Origin of the sequence: Pseudomonas idahonensis, assembly GCF_037903935.1 — a bacterium.
Lineage (GTDB): Bacteria > Pseudomonadota > Gammaproteobacteria > Pseudomonadales > Pseudomonadaceae > Aquipseudomonas > Aquipseudomonas danubii.
Genome location: NZ_CP149586.1, coordinates 1996236 through 2012262, shown reverse-complemented (window position 1 = coordinate 2012262; position 16027 = coordinate 1996236). Strand labels below are relative to the sequence as shown.

Here is a 16027-nt window from a genome sequence, read left to right as displayed (position 1 = left end):
CGCAGCTTTCGCTACATACCGGAAGAGTTTGACGTTGTAACAAGCGCAGGTGACATGAGGCCTGAAACCCGTAGAAAGCAGAGTTATCACTCGCCTTTTACGCAGCGATTAACGGCCAGTTCACAAAGTGCAGTCGGCGACAGACAACCCCGAGCGAAGGTTACGGAAACAACGCCTTTAGCCATGATGCGTGACCTCCCCTTTCGGAGTTCACGGTAAATGCCAACCCGCTGCGGATTCTGCGCGCGGCAGCACCCGAATTATCAGGGATACGTGTAGGGTGGAGATGCACAACCGTCGGACTGTGTAGCATTAGGCTTTATTCAAGACGCTTCATCTCGTCCACAGTCGCCGGTTGATTCCTCCTCCTGACAGACTTTTGCTTAAGCGGTGCCTTAGTCACCACAGCAAGCAGGACGCGTGAGTCGCGACTTCGTTCTTAGTTATTCGGACGAACCTCGCTAGACACTCGAGTGGTCAACCACTCCTGACGCACCTGACACCGACCGTGAGAAGTCGTGTGTGCCGAACGCCGTTTCCGGCAGCCCGGAAACCGACGGTACTACATGAAAAGAATGCTGATTAACGCAACTCAACCCGAAGAGTTGCGTGTTGCCCTGGTAGACGGCCAGCGCCTCTACGATCTGGACATCGAGTCCGGTGCACGCGAGCAGAAAAAGGCCAACATCTATAAAGGCCGCATCACTCGTATCGAACCAAGCCTTGAGGCTGCCTTTGTCGATTTCGGCTCTGAGCGCCACGGCTTCCTGCCCCTCAAAGAAATCTCCCGCGAATACTTCAAGAAAGCCCCTGAAGGCCGCGTCAACATCAAGGACGTCCTGAGCGAAGGCCAGGAAGTCATCGTCCAGGTCGAAAAAGAAGAGCGTGGCAACAAGGGCGCCGCCCTGACCACCTTCATCAGCCTGGCGGGCCGTTACCTGGTACTGATGCCGAACAACCCACGTGCCGGTGGCATCTCCCGTCGCATCGAAGGCGAAGAACGCAACGAACTGCGTGAAGCGTTGAACGGCCTGGTAGCTCCTGCCGACATGGGCCTGATCGTGCGCACTGCCGGCCTGGGCCGCAGCAGCGAAGAGATGCAGTGGGACCTCGACTACCTGCTGCAACTCTGGACCGCCATCAAAGAAGCATCGCTGGATCGCTCCGCGCCATTCCTGATCTACCAGGAAAGCAACGTGATCATCCGCGCGATTCGCGACTACCTGCGCCAGGACATCGGCGAAGTGCTGATCGACAGCGTTGAAGCCCAGGACGAAGCCCTGACCTTCATCCGCCAGGTGATGCCGCAGTACGCCAGCAAGATCAAGCTGTACGAAGACAGCGTGCCGCTGTTCAACCGTTTCCAGATCGAAAGCCAGATCGAGACCGCCTTCCAGCGCGTGGTTGAACTGCCTTCCGGCGGCTCCATCGTCATCGACCCAACCGAAGCCCTGGTGTCCATCGACATCAACTCGGCCCGCGCCACCAAAGGCAGCGACATCGAAGAAACCGCCCTGCAGACCAACCTGGAAGCAGCGGAAGAAATCGCTCGCCAGTTGCGCCTGCGTGACATCGGCGGTCTGATCGTCATCGACTTCATCGACATGACCCCGGCCAAGAACCAGCGCGCAGTGGAAGAGAAAGTCCGCGAATGCCTGGAAGCCGACCGCGCCCGTGTGCAGATCGGTCGCATCTCGCGCTTCGGCCTACTGGAAATGTCCCGTCAGCGCCTGCGCCCATCCCTGGGTGAAAGCAGCGGCATCGTCTGCCCACGCTGCAACGGCACCGGCATCATCCGTGACGTCGAGTCGCTGTCCCTGGCGATCCTGCGCCTGATCGAAGAAGAAGCCCTGAAAGACCGCACCGCCGAAGTTCGCGCCCAAGTGCCGATTCCGGTCGCGGCTTTCCTGCTCAACGAGAAACGCAACTCGATCACCAAGATCGAACTGCGCACCCGTGCCCGCATCGTCATCCTGCCGAACGATCACCTCGAAACGCCGCACTTCGAAGTTCAGCGCCTGCGCGATGACAGCCCGGAAGCCAACACCAACCAGTCCAGCTACGAAATCGCCGCTGCCGCTGCCGAAGCCGAAGAAGTTCAGCCAACCGCCGCCACCCGTACCCTGGTTCGCCAGGAAGCCGCGGTGAAGACCGCTCCGGCCCGCGCCAACGCACCAGTGCCAACCGAAGCCCCTGCACCGGTTGCCGCTCCAGCTCCGGTTGTTGCCGAACCGAGCCTGTTCAAAGGCCTGGTGAAGTCCCTGGTCAGCCTGTTCGCCACCAAGGAAGAGCCAGCGGCTCCAGTTGTGGTCGAGAAGCCAGTGACCGAACGTCCTGCGCGCAGCAACGAAGAACAACGTCGCAATGGCCGCCAACAGAGCCGCAACCGTAATGGTCGCCGCGATGAAGAACGCAAGCCGCGCGAAGAACGTGCTCCGCGTGAAGAACGCGCACCACGGGAAGAGCGTCAGCCACGGGAAGTTCGTGAAGCCCGTGAAGAAGTACAAGGCGTAGCCCGCGAAGAACGCGCTCCACGCGCACCTCGTGAAGAACGTCAACCACGCGCCCCTCGCGAGGACCGCAAGCCACGTGGCGAACGTGAAGAGCGTGTTCGCGAGCTGCGTGAACCGCTGGATGCCGCTCCGGCTGCAGCCGCCGCTACCGCCGCTGTGACTGAAGAGCGTCCAGCTCGCCAGCCACGTGAAGAGCGCCAGCCGCGTCAACCACGTGAAGAGCGCCAACCACGCGCCGAGCAGGCTCAAGCCGCTGCCGCCAGCGAAGAAGAAGTGCTGCCTAACGAAGAGCAACTGCAGGAAGAGGGCCAGGACAACGCCGAAGGCGAACGTCCACGTCGTCGCTCCCGCGGCCAGCGTCGTCGCAGCAACCGTCGTGAACGTCAGCGCGATGCCAACGGCAATGTGATCGAAGGCTCGGAAGAGAACGGCGAAGAGCCGAGCAGCGCCGACCTGGCTGCCGGCCTCGCGGTTACCGCTGCCGTTGCCAGCACCGCCATCAGCGCCAACGCTGAAGCCGAAGCGCATCAGCAAGCCGAACGTGCTACGGCCGCGGTTGAAGAAAAGGCTCCGCAAGCGCCTGTTGTTGAAGCCAACACTGCAGTGGAAGCTCCAGCAGCTCCAGCGGTTGAAGTTGCTCCATTAGCCGAAGCGGCTCCGGTTGTTGCAGAACCCGCCCAGGTTGAAGTTGCCGCCGAACCGGCCGTGGTTGTGGAAGCACAGCCAGTGGTTGCCCAGCAGCCTGTGGCAGAACCTGTAGCCCCAGCGCCAGTGACTGCAGAAAAGGCCAGCGAGCCGGCTCAGGAAACTCCAGTGCCTGCAACCGAGCCTGTAGCTGTCGAGCAGCCAGTGGTTGCTCAGCAGCCAGCCCAGGCTGAAGAGCCTGCTCCGGTTGTCGCCCCTGTGGTTGCCGAAGCACCCGCTCCAGTGATCGAGGCCGCTCCTGCCAGCGCCCTGACCAGCAACGGTCGCGCACCAAACGATCCGCGCGAAGTGCGTCGTCGCAAGCGTGAAGCCGAGCGTCTGCAGAAGGAGGCCGAACTGGCTGCCGCAGCTGCCCCGGCTGAAGCCGTGGTCGCTGCCGAACCCGCTCCGGTAGAAGCGCCAGTGGTCGTCGAGGCCGCTCCAGCGCCTGTCGAAGCAGCCGAAGCAGCACCTGCGCCTGTCGCCGAACCTGCGGTCGAGCAAGCTGCCCCAGCCGTGGAAGAGGCTCCGCACAACGTCGAACACGCCGTTGAGCACGTAGCCCACACCGAGGAGAAACAGCACGAGCATAAACCTCTCGTCTGACTCCATCGGCAATGAAAAAGCCCCGCCCGGTTAACCGAGCGGGGCTTTTTCATGCCTGCCATTCAGCGTTCCCGATAGACCAGCGCCTCGGGTCGATCCACATCCCATACCACTCCCGGGTCGGTCACTGCCACCTCGACCACCTTGCCCGAGGTAAACAGGCACTTGGCACCGCGATCACCGGACAAGCCTTGCAATGCAGCGCCATAAGCCCGACCAAACCCCACCGGATGCCCCAGATCGTCACCCAGCCGAGGCACGCTGATGCCCTCCTCGGTCAACGCCTCGATTACCCGCGTTATGGTGCCAGGCAAGATAAAGGGCATATCCCCCAGCAAAATCACCCAACCACCGGCATCGGCACTAGCAGCCACTGCCGCCGCCAGACTCTGGCCCATGCCAAGGGAATCCAGCAACAGCACCTGGCAGCCATAAGCCTGCGCCAGTTCCGCCACCTGCGGCCGACCCGGCGTCGTGACCAGTACCCGCCGATGCATTTCCACCGGCAGATTGACCAGCACCTGTTCCAGCACCGGTCGCAATACACCATCGCGACCTCTGCAAGGTGCCAGCAACTTATCCTGATCGCTCCCTGCCACCTCTCGATAACGACTGCCCTGCCCCGCCGCCAGGATGACGGCGCAAGGCGGGGCAATCATGTGGTCGCCTCGGCCACTCGGGCCAACGGCTTCTTCTGCAAGGGCTCAATGCCATTCTTGATCGCGACGATCTCCGCCATCAGCGACAGGGCAATCTCCGCCGGCGTATGACTGCCGATGTGCAACCCCACCGGGCCATGCAAACGCTCGATGGCCGGCGCTGACAATCCCAAGAGCGCCAGATTGTCCCGACGTTTCTGGCTGTTGACCCGAGACCCCAGGGCTCCGACATAAAACGCCGGGGAATCGAGCGCCGTCAGCAGGGCCATGTCATCCAGACGCGGATCGTGAGTCAGCGCCACCACCGCCGTGCGCTCATCGGGCTTAATACTCAGCACCGCATCGTCGGGCATGCCGGCGACAAAGCGCCCATCCTGATCCTCCCACCCTTGCACGAACTCCTGGCGCGGATCACAGACCAGCACCTCGAAGTCCAGCAGACGGGCCATTTGCGCCACATAACGGGAAAGCTGCCCGGCGCCGATCAGCAACAGACGCCAGCGCGGCCCATAGATCGCCCGCAGAGTGAGCCCGTCGAACGCCAGCTCATCCGTCTTGCTCGCCGCCTTGAGCAGCACCTGTCCACTGCTCAGGTTCAACTCCCGAGCCACGATCTGGTGCGCCTCGCAGCGCTCCAGCAACTCGGCGACCCAGGAAGGATCGCCGACCCGCTCCTCGGTCAGGCGCAAGGTGCCGCCACAGGGCAGGCCAAAACGTGCCGCCTCCTCCAGGGTCACACCATAGGTCAGCAACTGCACCGGCGGCCCGGACAGGGACAAGCGCCCATCCGCCAGGCGCGTGATCAAGTCGTCCTCGATACAACCACCGGATACCGAGCCAATCACCACCCCATCGTCGCGCAAGGCCAACATGGCACCCGGCAACCGGGGCGCACTGCCCCAGGTCTGCACCACGCTATAGAGCACCACCGTGCGCCCGGCGCGGCGCCACTCCAGAACACTGCGCAGGACATTCAGGTCGACGCTGTCCATCAGGCACCCGCCTGCTGCCAACCCTGCAGCTGGTAGCGCACGGGCAGATTGCGGATGCGCTTGCCGGTGGCGGCGAAGATGGCGTTGCACAGGGCCGGCGCAATCGGTGGTACACCCGGCTCACCAACACCTCCCAGCGGCACCTCGCCCGGCGGAGTCAGCAAATGCACCTGCACCTCTTTCGGCGCCAGGGACATCCGTGCCACCTCATACATATGGAAATTGTCCTGCTGCACCTTACCGTCCTTGAAGCTGATCTCCCCCAGCACCGCATTGCCCAGGCCCATGACACAAGCCCCCTCGAACTGCGAGCGAATACGCTCGGGGTTGATCTGCGGACCGCAATCCACGGCGATATCAGCCTTGTGCACAATCAGCGTGCCATCCTCCTTCACCTCCACTTCGATCACCGCTGCCACGTAGGTCACGAAGCTGTAGTGCACCGCCAACCCCAGGCCACGCCCCTTGGGCAGCGAGCGCCCCCACCCGGCGGCCTTGGCCGCGGTTTCCAGCACCGCGCGCATGCGCCCGGTATCGATCGGGTAACGCTCAGGGGACTCGCCGTAATTCCATTCTTCGCTCAGGGTTCGCGGATCGATCTGACGGTCCGGCCCCAACAGCTTGAGCTGGTACTTCAGTGGGTCCTGGCCCGCCTTGTGGGCCAGTTCGTCGACAAAACTCTGAATGGCAAAACCGTGGGGAATATTCGACACCGAGCGATACCAACCCACCCGGGTATGGGCCGCCGCTTCGGGGTTTTCCAGGCGCACATTGGGAATCGCATAGGCCATGTTGGTGAAGCCCATGCCCAGCTCGAAGGCGCCTTCATGGTTCATCCCCGGGGCAAACAACGCGGTAATGCTCGGCGCCACGGTGCGATGCAGCCAGGCGGCGGGCATGCCGTCCTCGCTTAACCCGGCCTTGAGGTACTCCGCCGACACCGTATGGAAGTAGGAGTGGTGGATATCATCCTCCCGGGTCCACTGCACCCGCACCGCCTTACCGGGAAATGCCTTGGCCAGGATGGCCGCTTCAAGAATGAAGTCCGGCTTGGATTTGCGTCCGAAGCCGCCGCCCAGCAGGGTGACGTTGACCGTGACCTGGTCAAAGCCGATGCCCAGGCGCTCGGCAATCCGCTCACGGGTCACCTGAGGCGCCTGACTCGGCGCCCAGGCCTCGCAACGGCCATCCACGAAGCGCGCCACGGCCACCATCGGCTCCATGGGTGCCTGGGCCAGGTGCGGCAGGTAATAGGTGGCTTCCAGGCTGCTCTGCGCACCACTCAGGGCTTCATCCAGGTTGCCGGTGCTGCGCACCACCTTGCCCGGCTTTTGCGCCGCCGCCTCCAACTCCTTGCGATATTCGATGGAGTTGTACCCGGCATTGACTCCATCGTCCCACTCGATCTTCAAGGCATCGCGGCCCTTGATCGCGGCCCAGGTGTTGCTCGCCACCACCGCCACACCGCCCAGGGGCTGGAACTCGGAAGGCAACGGACGGCCATCGATGGGCATGACCTTGATCACCCCAGGCACCTTCAGCGCTGCACTGTCATCCACGGACTTGACCTTGCCGCCATAGACTCGAGGCCGCGCCACCGCCGCAAACAGCATGCCTTCAAAGTGCACATCGGCGCCGTACACCGCACGACCATTGACGATGTCCTCGCCGTCGATGGCCCGGGTCGCCTCTTTACCGATATAGCGAAACTCCGACGTCTGCTTCAGCCGCAGGCTGTCCCGGGCCGGCACCGCCAGAGCCCCCGCCGCTGCGGCCAGAGCGCCATAGCCCAGTTCGCGCCCGCTGGGTTGGTGAACCACTTTGTGCAACTGCGCCCGGCACTCGCTCAGCGGTACTTGCCATTGCTCGGCGGCGGCCTGTTCCAGCATGGTTCGCGCAGCGGCGCCGCAACGACGCATGGGCTCGTACCAATGGCGCATGCTGCGCGAACCGTCGGTGTCCTGGTTGCCAAAGCGCGCCTCGTCCCCGGGCGCCTGCTTGACCTTGACCTGAGCCCAATCGGCCTCCAGCTCATCAGCCACCACCATGCTCAGGCTGGTCCGCACCCCCTGGCCCATCTCCGAACGGTTGCAGATCACCGTCACGCTGCCGTCACTGGCGATGCTCACATAGACCTTGGGATCGTCGACCCAGCCATGGGGCATGCCGTCGGCACCGAACTTCTGGTCTTCGGCAAACGCCTGCTGCCAGCCCCAACTGGCCGCCAGCACCAGGGCTCCGGTTGCACCCACGCCCTTGAGAAAACTCCGGCGGCTGAGGTTGCTCAGGGCAAAATCACTGGGTAGGTGGTTCATGCCTTGGCCTCCTGCAGATGGTTGGCTGCCTGGCGAATCGCGGTCTTGATCCGGTTGTAGGTACCGCAGCGACAGATATTGCCGAGCATCGCCTCCTCGATCTGCTCGTCGCTGGGATTGGGATGGGTCTTGAGCAATGCAGTGGCGGACATGATCTGTCCGCCCTGGCAATAACCGCACTGGGCCACCGCTGTATCCAGCCAGGCCTGCTGCACCACCTGCCCGACCGGATCGTTGTGCAGGTTATCGATGGTGCTGATGTTCTTGCCCAGCACCGAGCCGGCCGGGGTGATGCAACTGCGCGCCGGATCACCGTCGATATGAACGGTGCAGGCGCCGCACAGGCCCATGCCGCAGCCGAATTTGGTGCCGCTGTAACCCGCCACATCGCGGATGGCCCACAACAGTGGCATGTCCTCGGTGACGTCCAGTGGATGATCTTGACCGTTGAGCTTCAGGGTAATCATGGGCACGCCCGCATTCTATGAGGTGATGGGGTCGAGCCATCTGCCACGCAGCAGCGCGGCTGCGGTGCGCGCAGATCGGCTCAGGCTAATCGGGCTCTCTTGTGAAGACGGGGCTTCACCGGGCCTTTGGCGACGACAAATACTCACATTGTTAGCAAGCTAAGTTAAGTCGTCATGCATAAAAAAGCCTTGCAGGGTGTAAACCGTGCAAGGCTTTGGACTCAAGCGCTGAGCTTAGTTCAAGAGCTGCCTCAATACAGATTCGGCTCCATCTCCAGCTCGACACCGAAGCGCTCGGCGATATCGCGCTGGATTCGTCGGGCCAACTCCAACAGCTGCAAGCCTGTGGCCGTACCGTAGTTCACCAGCACCAGGGACTGCAGGCGATGCACGCCAGCATCGGCATCGCGAAAGCCTTTCCAGCCCGCCTGCTCGATCAGCCAGCCGGCCGCCAGCTTGACCTGCCCGTCGGCCTGGGGATAACCCACCAGCCCCGGATGCGACTGCTTGATCTGCGCCGCCAGCACCGCCGATACCACCGGGTTCTTGAAAAAGCTGCCGGCATTGCCAAGCACCGCCGGGTCCGGAAGTTTCTCGCTGCGGATACTGCAAATCGCCCGGCTGACATCCCTGGCGGTCGGCTGTTCGATGCCCTGCTCACTCAAGCGCTGACGCACCGGACCGTATTCAAGATGCAAATGATCGACACGGTTCAAGGCAAAACGCACCCGCAGGATCAGCCAGCGGCCGGCCTGATGCTTGAACAGGCTGTCACGGTAGGCGAACTGGCACTGATCCAGATCGAAGTCCCGCAGTTCGCCGGTCTGCCGATCAAGGGCGGTGAGACCGACGAACACGTCCTTGATCTCGACACCATAGGCACCGATGTTCTGCATCGGCGCGGCGCCGACGGTGCCGGGGATCAGGCTGAGGTTCTCCAGCCCGGACAAGCCCTGGTCCAGGGTCCATTGCACGAAGGGATGCCAGGTTTCGCCAGCCTCGGCTTCCACCACCACCCGCTGCCCATCATCGCTAAGCAAGCGAATCCCACGGGTGGCCATGCGCAACACCAGTGCCTGGATATCCGTCGTCAGCAGCAGGTTGCTGCCGCCGCCGATCACCAGCAGTGGCAACTGCTGATCGGCGCAATAGGCCAGGGCCTCGCGTACGTCGTCATCGCTGTGGGCCTGGGCGAACCGCTGCGCCTTGACCTCGACCCCGAAACTGTTGAACGGCTTGAGGGACACATCGGATTGAATGTCCAGGCTCATAACCGCCCCTTCAGTTCGATCACCAACCGATCACAGGCATCCTCGATCAGGTCCAGCACCTGCTCGAAGCCCTGCTCACCGTCGTAATACGGGTCCGGCACTTCATCCAGCGGCGCCTCGTAGCGGCGCAGGAACAGATCCAGCTCGGCCTTGCCCAAAGCCGGCTGCAGAGCCTTGAGGTTGCGCAGGTTGCTCTGATCCATGGCGAAAATCAGGTCATATACGGCGAAATCGGCACTGCCAACCTGCTGCGCCCGTTGCGCAGAAAGGTCGTAGCCACGCCGCAAGGCCGCCTGCTGGCTGCGCTTGTCCGGCGCCTTGCCAACGTGCCAGTCGCTGGTGCCGGCGGACGCGACCTGAACCTGATGACCCATGCCGGCTTCATTCAACTTATGGCGCAGCACGCCTTCGGCGGTGGGCGAGCGGCAGATGTTGCCCAGGCAGACGAACAGAACCCGCATCACGCCTCCAGCAGGCGCCGAACGCGCTCAAGGTCTTCGGCGGTATCGACGCCAGTGGGAGGTGCTTCCAGGGCATCGGCAACGTGGATGCGCACGCCGTGCCACAGGGCACGCAACTGCTCCAGGGACTCGGTGTTTTCCAGCCAGCACGGCCCCCAACTGACGAAGTCATGGAGAAAACCTGCACGGTAGGCGTAGATACCGATGTGTCGGCGATAAGGCACGCCTTCCGGCAACTGATCATGACTCTTGGCAAAGGCATCCCGGGCCCAGGGCAAGGTGGCGCGACTGAAGGTCAGGGCCAGGCCGTTGAGATCAGTGACCACCTTGACCACGTTCGGATTGAACAGAGTCTCTGCGTCCTCGATCGGCTCGGCCAGGGTAGCCATGCGCGCTTCGGTATGGGCCGCCAGGTTGGCCGCCACCTGATCGATCACCGAAGGCGGAATCAGCGGCTCATCACCCTGGACGTTGACCACAATGGCATCCGCCGCCAGGCCGAGCTTGCCCGCGACTTCCGCCAAACGATCGGTACCCGAATTGTGGTCTTCCCGAGTCAGCAGCGCTTGCGCGCCAAAGCCCTGGCAGGCCTCGACGATACGCTGATCATCGGTGGCCACCACCACTCGCTCGGCGCTGCTCTTGCAGGCCTGCTCCCAGACCCACTGGATCATCGGCTTGCCGGCGATCAGTTGCAGGGGTTTGCCTGGCAGGCGGGTGGAGGCGAAACGCGCCGGGATGACCACGGTGAAAGCGCTGCTCATTTGTCCAGACGCTCTTCGGTGGTCAGGGTACGGGCCTCGCTTTCCAGCATCACCGGGATGCCGTCGCGAATCGGGTAGGCCAGGCCGGCGCCCTTGCTGATCAGCTCGGTCTTGTCGGCGCTGAGTTTGAGAGGGCCTTTGCAGATCGGGCAGGCCAGGATGTCGAGCAGTTTGGTGTCCATGAGGTTTCCCTGGATAAAAGCGATTAAGGCAACAGACGATCAGGCAGCAGGCGCATCAGCTGGGTATCGAACCAGGCGACGAAGGCCGCGGACGGCACGGCGTCCACCGCCAGGTACCACCAGTCGGCTGCCGCGAAGTCACGGCACTTGACCGCATCTTTTTCGGTCATGACCAGCGGCAATGACGGGGTGAAGGCCAAGGCCTGCGCACTGTATTGGGCGTGATCGGCAAATGCATGGGGGACAGGCCGCCAGTGTAGCGTTTCAAGGGTATTGAAGAAACGCTGGGGGTTGCCGATACCGGCCACCGCGTGCACCGCCTGCCCTGGCGCGAAGTGTTCCACCGGGCGACGCTCGCCGCTCTGCAGATTGACCAGCGCCGAAGGCTTGAGATGGAAGGCAAAACCGTCGGCGCGATCATCAAAGGCGCCGTTGTAGAGCAGGGCATCGACACTGTGCAGACGCTCCACCGGCTCACGCAGCGGGCCGGCCGGCAAACAGCGACGATTGCCCAGGCCGCGGGCCGCGTCGATCAGAACCAACTCCAGATCACGGGCCAGACGGTAATGCTGCAGGCCATCGTCGGAAAGAATCAGATCCAGCGGTTCGGCAGCCAGCAAGGCCTGCACCGCGCGGCTACGATCCGGGTCGATCATCAGCGGCACGCCACAGCGCTGAACGATCAGCAGCGGTTCATCACCAGCCACGGTGGCGCTGTCGTCGGCCGTCACTCGCCAGGGCAATTGCGGCGGCTTGGCGCCATAGCCACGGCTGACCACCCCGACCCGCAGGCCAAGGCGCTGGCAGTGCTCCACCAACCACAGGATCAACGGCGTCTTGCCAGTGCCTCCGACGGTGATGTTGCCCACCACGATCAAGGGCACCGGTGGTTGATAGATCGCCCCCTCGCCTGCCAGGAAACGCTGGCGCTTGCCCACCACCACACGGCGGTACAGCCATTCCAGGGGCTGCAGCAGTTTCAGCGCAGGATGGCCGTTGTACCAGGCGGCGAGCAGACGATCAGAAAGTGCCATCAGGGTGCCGGCGCCGCCTCGACGGTGGTCATGCGCAAATGGCTGAAGCCGAGCTTGCCGGCCGCGTCCATGGCAGTGATCACCGCTTGATGTTGAGTCTTGCCGTCGGCACTGATGGACAGCGGCAGGTTGGTGTCTCCCGCCGACTCCTTCTGCAAGGCGTCCATCAGGGTCGCCAGGTCATTCTTCGGCAGCACCTGATTGTTGACCGAGAACACGCCATCAGCGCTGATGGCGATATCCAGCTGCTTGACCTGCTGGTCTTCGGCGGGCGAGCCGCTGACCGCTTCCGGCAGATCGACCCGCAATTGGGTCTCCCGGGTAAAGGTGGTGGTGACGACGAAAAACAGCAGCAGGATGAACACCACGTCAATCAACGAAGCAAGGTTGATGTCCACGGTTTCCCGGGGTTTGCGACGGAATTTCACGCTTTGCCCTCAGCCAGGTCGACATCGCGGTCGCCCTGGATCACTTCCACCAGCTTGATCGCTTCCTGTTCCATGCCCACCACCAGCTCATCGACCCGGCGTTGCAGGAAACGGTGGAAGAACACCGAAGGAATGCCCACCATCAAACCGGCGGCAGTGGTGATCAGTGCCTTGGAAATACCACCGGCAAGCACTGCAGCGTTGCTGGTCATGCCCGATCCCATGAACGAACTGAAGATATCGATCATGCCCAGCACCGTACCCAGCAGGCCCAGCAGGGGCGCCATGGCGGCGATGGTGCCGAGGGCGTTGAGGTAGCGCTCCAGTTCGTGAATGACCCGGGCGGCGGCTTCCTCGATGCATTCCTTCATGATCTCGCGACCATGCTTGGAGTTGGCCAGGCCCGCTGCCAGGATCTCTCCCAGGGGCGAATCGGCACGCAGTTCCTTGAGTTTCTCCTTATTGAGTTGCTTGTCCTTGATCCAGCGCCAGACCTGGCCCAGCAAATGGGGCGGGGTGACTCGGCTGGCCCGCAGGGTCCACAAACGCTCGGCGATGATGCCCACAGCCGCGATGGAACTCAGAATGATCGGCAACATCATCCAGCCGCCGGATTTGACCAATTCCCACACAGTGACAGTCCCCTCGAAAAAGTGCGCCACTCTAACATAGGGGCTGGACGCACCGAAGACCGTGATGTCGCATGCTCAGGGGCTTTAATAACCCACGGTTATTTAAGGCATTGCTGGCCAGTCGCGCCAGAAGCGCCGCTGTTGGCGCAGGCTTTCAGGCTGGCCGAAAGTCCCCAGCCGCAGCTTCAGTGCGCCTTGCTCGGCACTGTCATGAATCACCATGCCCAATTGCCGGTAGCGCGCCACCACCTGGGGATGAGGATGGCCAAAGGCATTGCCCTGCCCCCGGGAAATCAGCACCGCCTTCGGCGTCAACCGCCGGAGCAAGGCCATGGACGATGAGGTACGGCTGCCATGATGGGGCGCCTGCAACCAGTGAATGCGAACCGCCAGCGGACTGCCGAGCAAAGCCCGCTCAGCATGGACATCGATATCGCCGGTGAGCAGCAGGCGTTCGCCGCCGGCCTCGACCAGCAGCACACAGGAAGCCTGGTTGCCGTCTGCCGCCCCCGTCCACTGCCACAGCGTGAAGCGGGCGCCATTCCAGTGCCAGCTCAGCCCGCTATCACAGGAGGCCGACTGCAGGGCAGCCGGCAAGGCCTCAGGCTCGCCGCTGCGCACCTGGCTCACCGGTATCCCGCGCTGGACTGCCAGGGCGCCTCCGGCATGATCGTTATCGGCGTGGCTGAGCAGCATCAAGTCCAACCGTCGAATGCCAAGTTTATGCAGCGTCGGCAGCACCACTCGCTCCCCCAGGTCGAAATCCGCGACTCGCGCACCGGCGTCATACAACATCGCGTGATCACGGGTACGCAGAATGAACGACAACCCCTGCCCCACATCCAACTGCCAGATCTCCACCTCGCCCTCGGGTACCGGGTCCTGGGGAGGCCAGACGGCCAACAGCAACAGCGGCCAACCCAGCACCCGCAGTGGCACGCCCTTGGGCAACAGCAACAACAGCGCGCCCAGGCTGCTCAGGCCCCAAACCCAAAGGGGGATCAACGGCGCCACCCAGGCTGGCCATAATCCGGCCATCGCCCCCAGTAAGCGGAACAGCCCATCCAGCAGGCCACCCGCCAGCCATAACAGCCCTTCACCCACATAAGGCACAGGCAACAACAGACAGCCCAGCAAGGCCGGGGGCAGGACCAGCAGACTGATCCAGGGCACCGCCAGCAGATTGGCCAGCGGACCACTGAGACTGATGGGCAAGCCAAGGGCCAGCAAGGGTGGCAACAGGCCAATACCCATCAACCACTGGGCGCGGGTCCAACTCTGCCACCAACGCCAGGAACCCAGGCGCCCGGCAAAGGTGAAGATGAGCACCGCCACCGCGGCATAGGACAGCCAGAACCCTGGCTGCAAGCTGGCCAGGGGCTCGAACAACAGCACTGCATTCAACGCCAGCAACAAGGGCCACCAAGCCCGCAGGTGACGAAAGCGCCAGCGCCAGAGCAGCACCAGCGCAACCATCACGCAGGCCCTCTGTACCGGCACATCGAACCCTGCCAGCAGGCCGTAGCCCAGCGCCCCGACAAAGGCCAGGGCGCAGGCCCAGGGCAGCCAGGGCCAACGCGCGGGCCAAAGCCCGTAACGAGCCAGCCCTGCCACTGCAAGGTAGATCACTGCGGCCAGCAGACTGATGTGCTGTCCGGATATCACCATCAGGTGCACCGTGCCGGTGTCCTGCAACAGTTGCCAATCTTCCCGCGTCAGCCCCGAACCGTCGCCCATCACCAATGCCGCCAGGCCTGCGGCGCGGCCGTGGGCCTCGACCGCGAGTAAACGCTGGCGCAGACCGTCACGCCAGGCTTGGCGTGCCGGCGCCAGCAGTTGCCCATCCTTGACTGTGCCGGTGGCCCCAATGCGCCGGGCCAGCAGCCAGGCTTCGTAATCGAAACCGTGAAGATTGAGCAGACCGGCAGGACGCCGCAGCTTGACCGCCAGGCGCCAGCGTTCGCCGCTATTGACAGGTGGCCCACCGTGCCAGGCCAGGCGAATTCGCCGCGGCAGGCGCTCTCGTCGGGACTGGGCATCCTTGAGCTCAAAGCGCACCACGCCCGCCCCCGGTTCCGGCAAGCCGACCACCCGCCCTTCCAGCCAGCGGGTTTGCCCATCCAGGGACTGAGGCAGGCGATCATCCAGCGCCCATTGCCCGGATGCACAGGCCCAGGCCAAACCGAACAAAAAAAATGCCACCGGATGTGTACGAAAAGGCAGCAACATCAGCCCCCCTATCGCCATCAGCAGCAACAACCAGCCGGGCGGCAGCACCGGCATGAAACCCAGCGCCAGCAGTCCTGCGGCCAGGGCCAGCATCCCTGTAACCATCCATCAGCCCATCCTTGGCAGTTCCTAGTCTTGGCTTAGCCGAGGATCGCAGGCGCGGCTTTATCATTTGTCACAATGTCTGAATTTGCGCTGGCTAGAATCCAGTCATAATCCTCGTCTGACCTGACCGAGAAGCCTTATGCCCCGGCACTTATTCAAACGTTACATGCCAGATCCGGTCAGCATCCGGGAACACAAGTCCTTACGCTTTCTTGGCACCCTGTTGCATGACGCCAACCTCTGGCACCTCAATCGGCACTCGGTAGCCCGAGCCATGGCTGTAGGCCTGTTCGCCGCCTTTATCCCGATCCCGATGCAGATGCTGCTGGCCGCGGTACTGGCCATCTGGCTGCGGAGCAACATGCCCATCAGCGTCAGCCTGGTCTGGCTGACCAACCCCATTACCATGCCGCCGGTGTTCTTCTGCACCTATCAACTGGGCGCCTGGCTGATGAATGTGCCGACGCGTACCTTGCCCGACGAACTGACCTGGGAATGGATCAGCAGCCAGCTCAGTACCCTGTGGCAACCCTTCCTTCTCGGCTCGGTGGTGGCCGGATTGGTGCTGGGAGCCCTGGCCTATTGCCTGACCATGCTCTACTGGCGCTGGTGGGTCGGCCGCCAATGGCACAGACGCAAGCAACAGCGGCGATGACAAACGAAAACGGCCTCCCAAAGGAGGCCG

General features: G+C 63.0%; 14 protein-coding genes. 2 read left to right on the top strand and 12 right to left on the bottom strand.

Going from position 1 to position 16027, the window contains the following annotated elements:
• The first annotated feature begins 566 nt into the window (after positions 1-566).
• Positions 567-3803 carry a ribonuclease E gene (gene rne / locus WIN67_RS09175; protein ID WP_339071042.1) on the top strand — a complete coding sequence of 1079 codons (3237 nt, stop codon included), beginning with the start codon at positions 567-569 and terminating at the stop codon, positions 3801-3803.
• Positions 3804-3865: 62 nt separating this feature from the next.
• Here rne and WIN67_RS09170 read toward each other — a convergent pair whose 3' ends face one another.
• The 12 genes from WIN67_RS09170 to WIN67_RS09115 form a co-directional block, all read right to left on the bottom strand.
• Positions 3866-4462, bottom strand: a complete 597-nt coding sequence (locus tag WIN67_RS09170; protein WP_170003429.1) for a nucleotidyltransferase family protein — start codon at positions 4460-4462, stop codon at positions 3866-3868.
• Positions 4459-5454 (bottom strand): XdhC family protein, encoded by a 996-nt coding sequence (locus WIN67_RS09165; protein ID WP_102863919.1) that lies wholly within the window; start codon positions 5452-5454, stop codon positions 4459-4461. Before WIN67_RS09165 ends, WIN67_RS09170 begins: the two co-directional genes overlap by 4 nt.
• Positions 5454-7769, bottom strand: a complete 2316-nt coding sequence (locus WIN67_RS09160; RefSeq protein WP_339071039.1) for a xanthine dehydrogenase family protein molybdopterin-binding subunit — start codon at positions 7767-7769, stop codon at positions 5454-5456. The genes WIN67_RS09165 and WIN67_RS09160 overlap by 1 nt, the downstream gene beginning before the upstream one ends.
• Entirely contained in the window at positions 7766-8236 is a 471-nt protein-coding gene (locus tag WIN67_RS09155) for a (2Fe-2S)-binding protein (RefSeq protein WP_102878924.1), read from the bottom strand. The genes WIN67_RS09160 and WIN67_RS09155 overlap by 4 nt, the downstream gene beginning before the upstream one ends.
• Positions 8237-8487: 251 nt before the next feature.
• The gene (murB, locus tag WIN67_RS09150) at positions 8488-9507 is read right to left on the bottom strand and encodes a UDP-N-acetylmuramate dehydrogenase (RefSeq protein WP_102878923.1); all 1020 of its coding nucleotides are present in this window, start codon (positions 9505-9507) and stop codon (positions 8488-8490) included.
• Entirely contained in the window at positions 9504-9968 is a 465-nt protein-coding gene (locus WIN67_RS09145; protein WP_110595198.1) for a low molecular weight protein-tyrosine-phosphatase, read from the bottom strand. Before WIN67_RS09145 ends, murB begins: the two co-directional genes overlap by 4 nt.
• Positions 9968-10732 carry a 3-deoxy-manno-octulosonate cytidylyltransferase gene (kdsB, locus tag WIN67_RS09140; protein ID WP_170003433.1) on the bottom strand — a complete coding sequence of 255 codons (765 nt, stop codon included), beginning with the start codon at positions 10730-10732 and terminating at the stop codon, positions 9968-9970. Before kdsB ends, WIN67_RS09145 begins: the two co-directional genes overlap by 1 nt.
• Positions 10729-10914, bottom strand: a complete 186-nt coding sequence (locus WIN67_RS09135) for a Trm112 family protein (protein ID WP_011060103.1) — start codon at positions 10912-10914, stop codon at positions 10729-10731. Before WIN67_RS09135 ends, kdsB begins: the two co-directional genes overlap by 4 nt.
• Before the next feature lie 23 nt (positions 10915-10937).
• The gene (lpxK, locus tag WIN67_RS09130; RefSeq protein WP_102878921.1) at positions 10938-11948 is read right to left on the bottom strand and encodes a tetraacyldisaccharide 4'-kinase; all 1011 of its coding nucleotides are present in this window, start codon (positions 11946-11948) and stop codon (positions 10938-10940) included.
• Entirely contained in the window at positions 11948-12376 is a 429-nt protein-coding gene (locus WIN67_RS09125; protein ID WP_102863926.1) for an ExbD/TolR family protein, read from the bottom strand. The genes lpxK and WIN67_RS09125 overlap by 1 nt, the downstream gene beginning before the upstream one ends.
• Positions 12373-13008: a MotA/TolQ/ExbB proton channel family protein gene (locus tag WIN67_RS09120; RefSeq protein ID WP_162884118.1), complete on the bottom strand. Its 636-nt coding sequence runs from the start codon at positions 13006-13008 to the stop codon at positions 12373-12375. Before WIN67_RS09120 ends, WIN67_RS09125 begins: the two co-directional genes overlap by 4 nt.
• Positions 13009-13110: 102 nt before the next feature.
• On the bottom strand, positions 13111-15342 hold the full coding sequence (locus WIN67_RS09115) for a DNA internalization-related competence protein ComEC/Rec2 (RefSeq protein WP_123392183.1): 2232 nt from the start codon (positions 15340-15342) through the stop codon (positions 13111-13113).
• Between the two features lie 139 nt (positions 15343-15481).
• Between WIN67_RS09115 and WIN67_RS09110 the strand changes: the two genes are divergently transcribed.
• Positions 15482-15997 (top strand): DUF2062 domain-containing protein, encoded by a 516-nt coding sequence (locus WIN67_RS09110; RefSeq protein ID WP_102863929.1) that lies wholly within the window; start codon positions 15482-15484, stop codon positions 15995-15997.
• The last annotated feature ends 30 nt before the right edge of the window (positions 15998-16027 follow it).

Excerpts from the sequence above, each read along its gene's own strand:
- rne (WP_339071042.1), top strand. The coding sequence starts at position 567 with ATGAAAAGAATGCTGATTAACGCAACTCAACCCGAAGAGTTGCGTGTT.
- WIN67_RS09170 (WP_170003429.1), bottom strand. The coding sequence starts at position 4,462 with ATGATTGCCCCGCCTTGCGCCGTCATCCTGGCGGCGGGGCAGGGCAGT.
- WIN67_RS09165 (WP_102863919.1), bottom strand. The coding sequence starts at position 5,454 with ATGGACAGCGTCGACCTGAATGTCCTGCGCAGTGTTCTGGAGTGGCGC.
- WIN67_RS09160 (WP_339071039.1), bottom strand. The coding sequence starts at position 7,769 with ATGAACCACCTACCCAGTGATTTTGCCCTGAGCAACCTCAGCCGCCGG.
- WIN67_RS09155 (WP_102878924.1), bottom strand. The coding sequence starts at position 8,236 with ATGATTACCCTGAAGCTCAACGGTCAAGATCATCCACTGGACGTCACC.
- murB (WP_102878923.1), bottom strand. The coding sequence starts at position 9,507 with ATGAGCCTGGACATTCAATCCGATGTGTCCCTCAAGCCGTTCAACAGT.
- WIN67_RS09145 (WP_110595198.1), bottom strand. The coding sequence starts at position 9,968 with ATGCGGGTTCTGTTCGTCTGCCTGGGCAACATCTGCCGCTCGCCCACC.
- kdsB (WP_170003433.1), bottom strand. The coding sequence starts at position 10,732 with ATGAGCAGCGCTTTCACCGTGGTCATCCCGGCGCGTTTCGCCTCCACC.
- WIN67_RS09135 (WP_011060103.1), bottom strand. The coding sequence starts at position 10,914 with ATGGACACCAAACTGCTCGACATCCTGGCCTGCCCGATCTGCAAAGGC.
- lpxK (WP_102878921.1), bottom strand. The coding sequence starts at position 11,948 with ATGGCACTTTCTGATCGTCTGCTCGCCGCCTGGTACAACGGCCATCCT.
- WIN67_RS09115 (WP_123392183.1), bottom strand. The coding sequence starts at position 15,342 with ATGGTTACAGGGATGCTGGCCCTGGCCGCAGGACTGCTGGCGCTGGGT.
- WIN67_RS09110 (WP_102863929.1), top strand. The coding sequence starts at position 15,482 with ATGCCCCGGCACTTATTCAAACGTTACATGCCAGATCCGGTCAGCATC.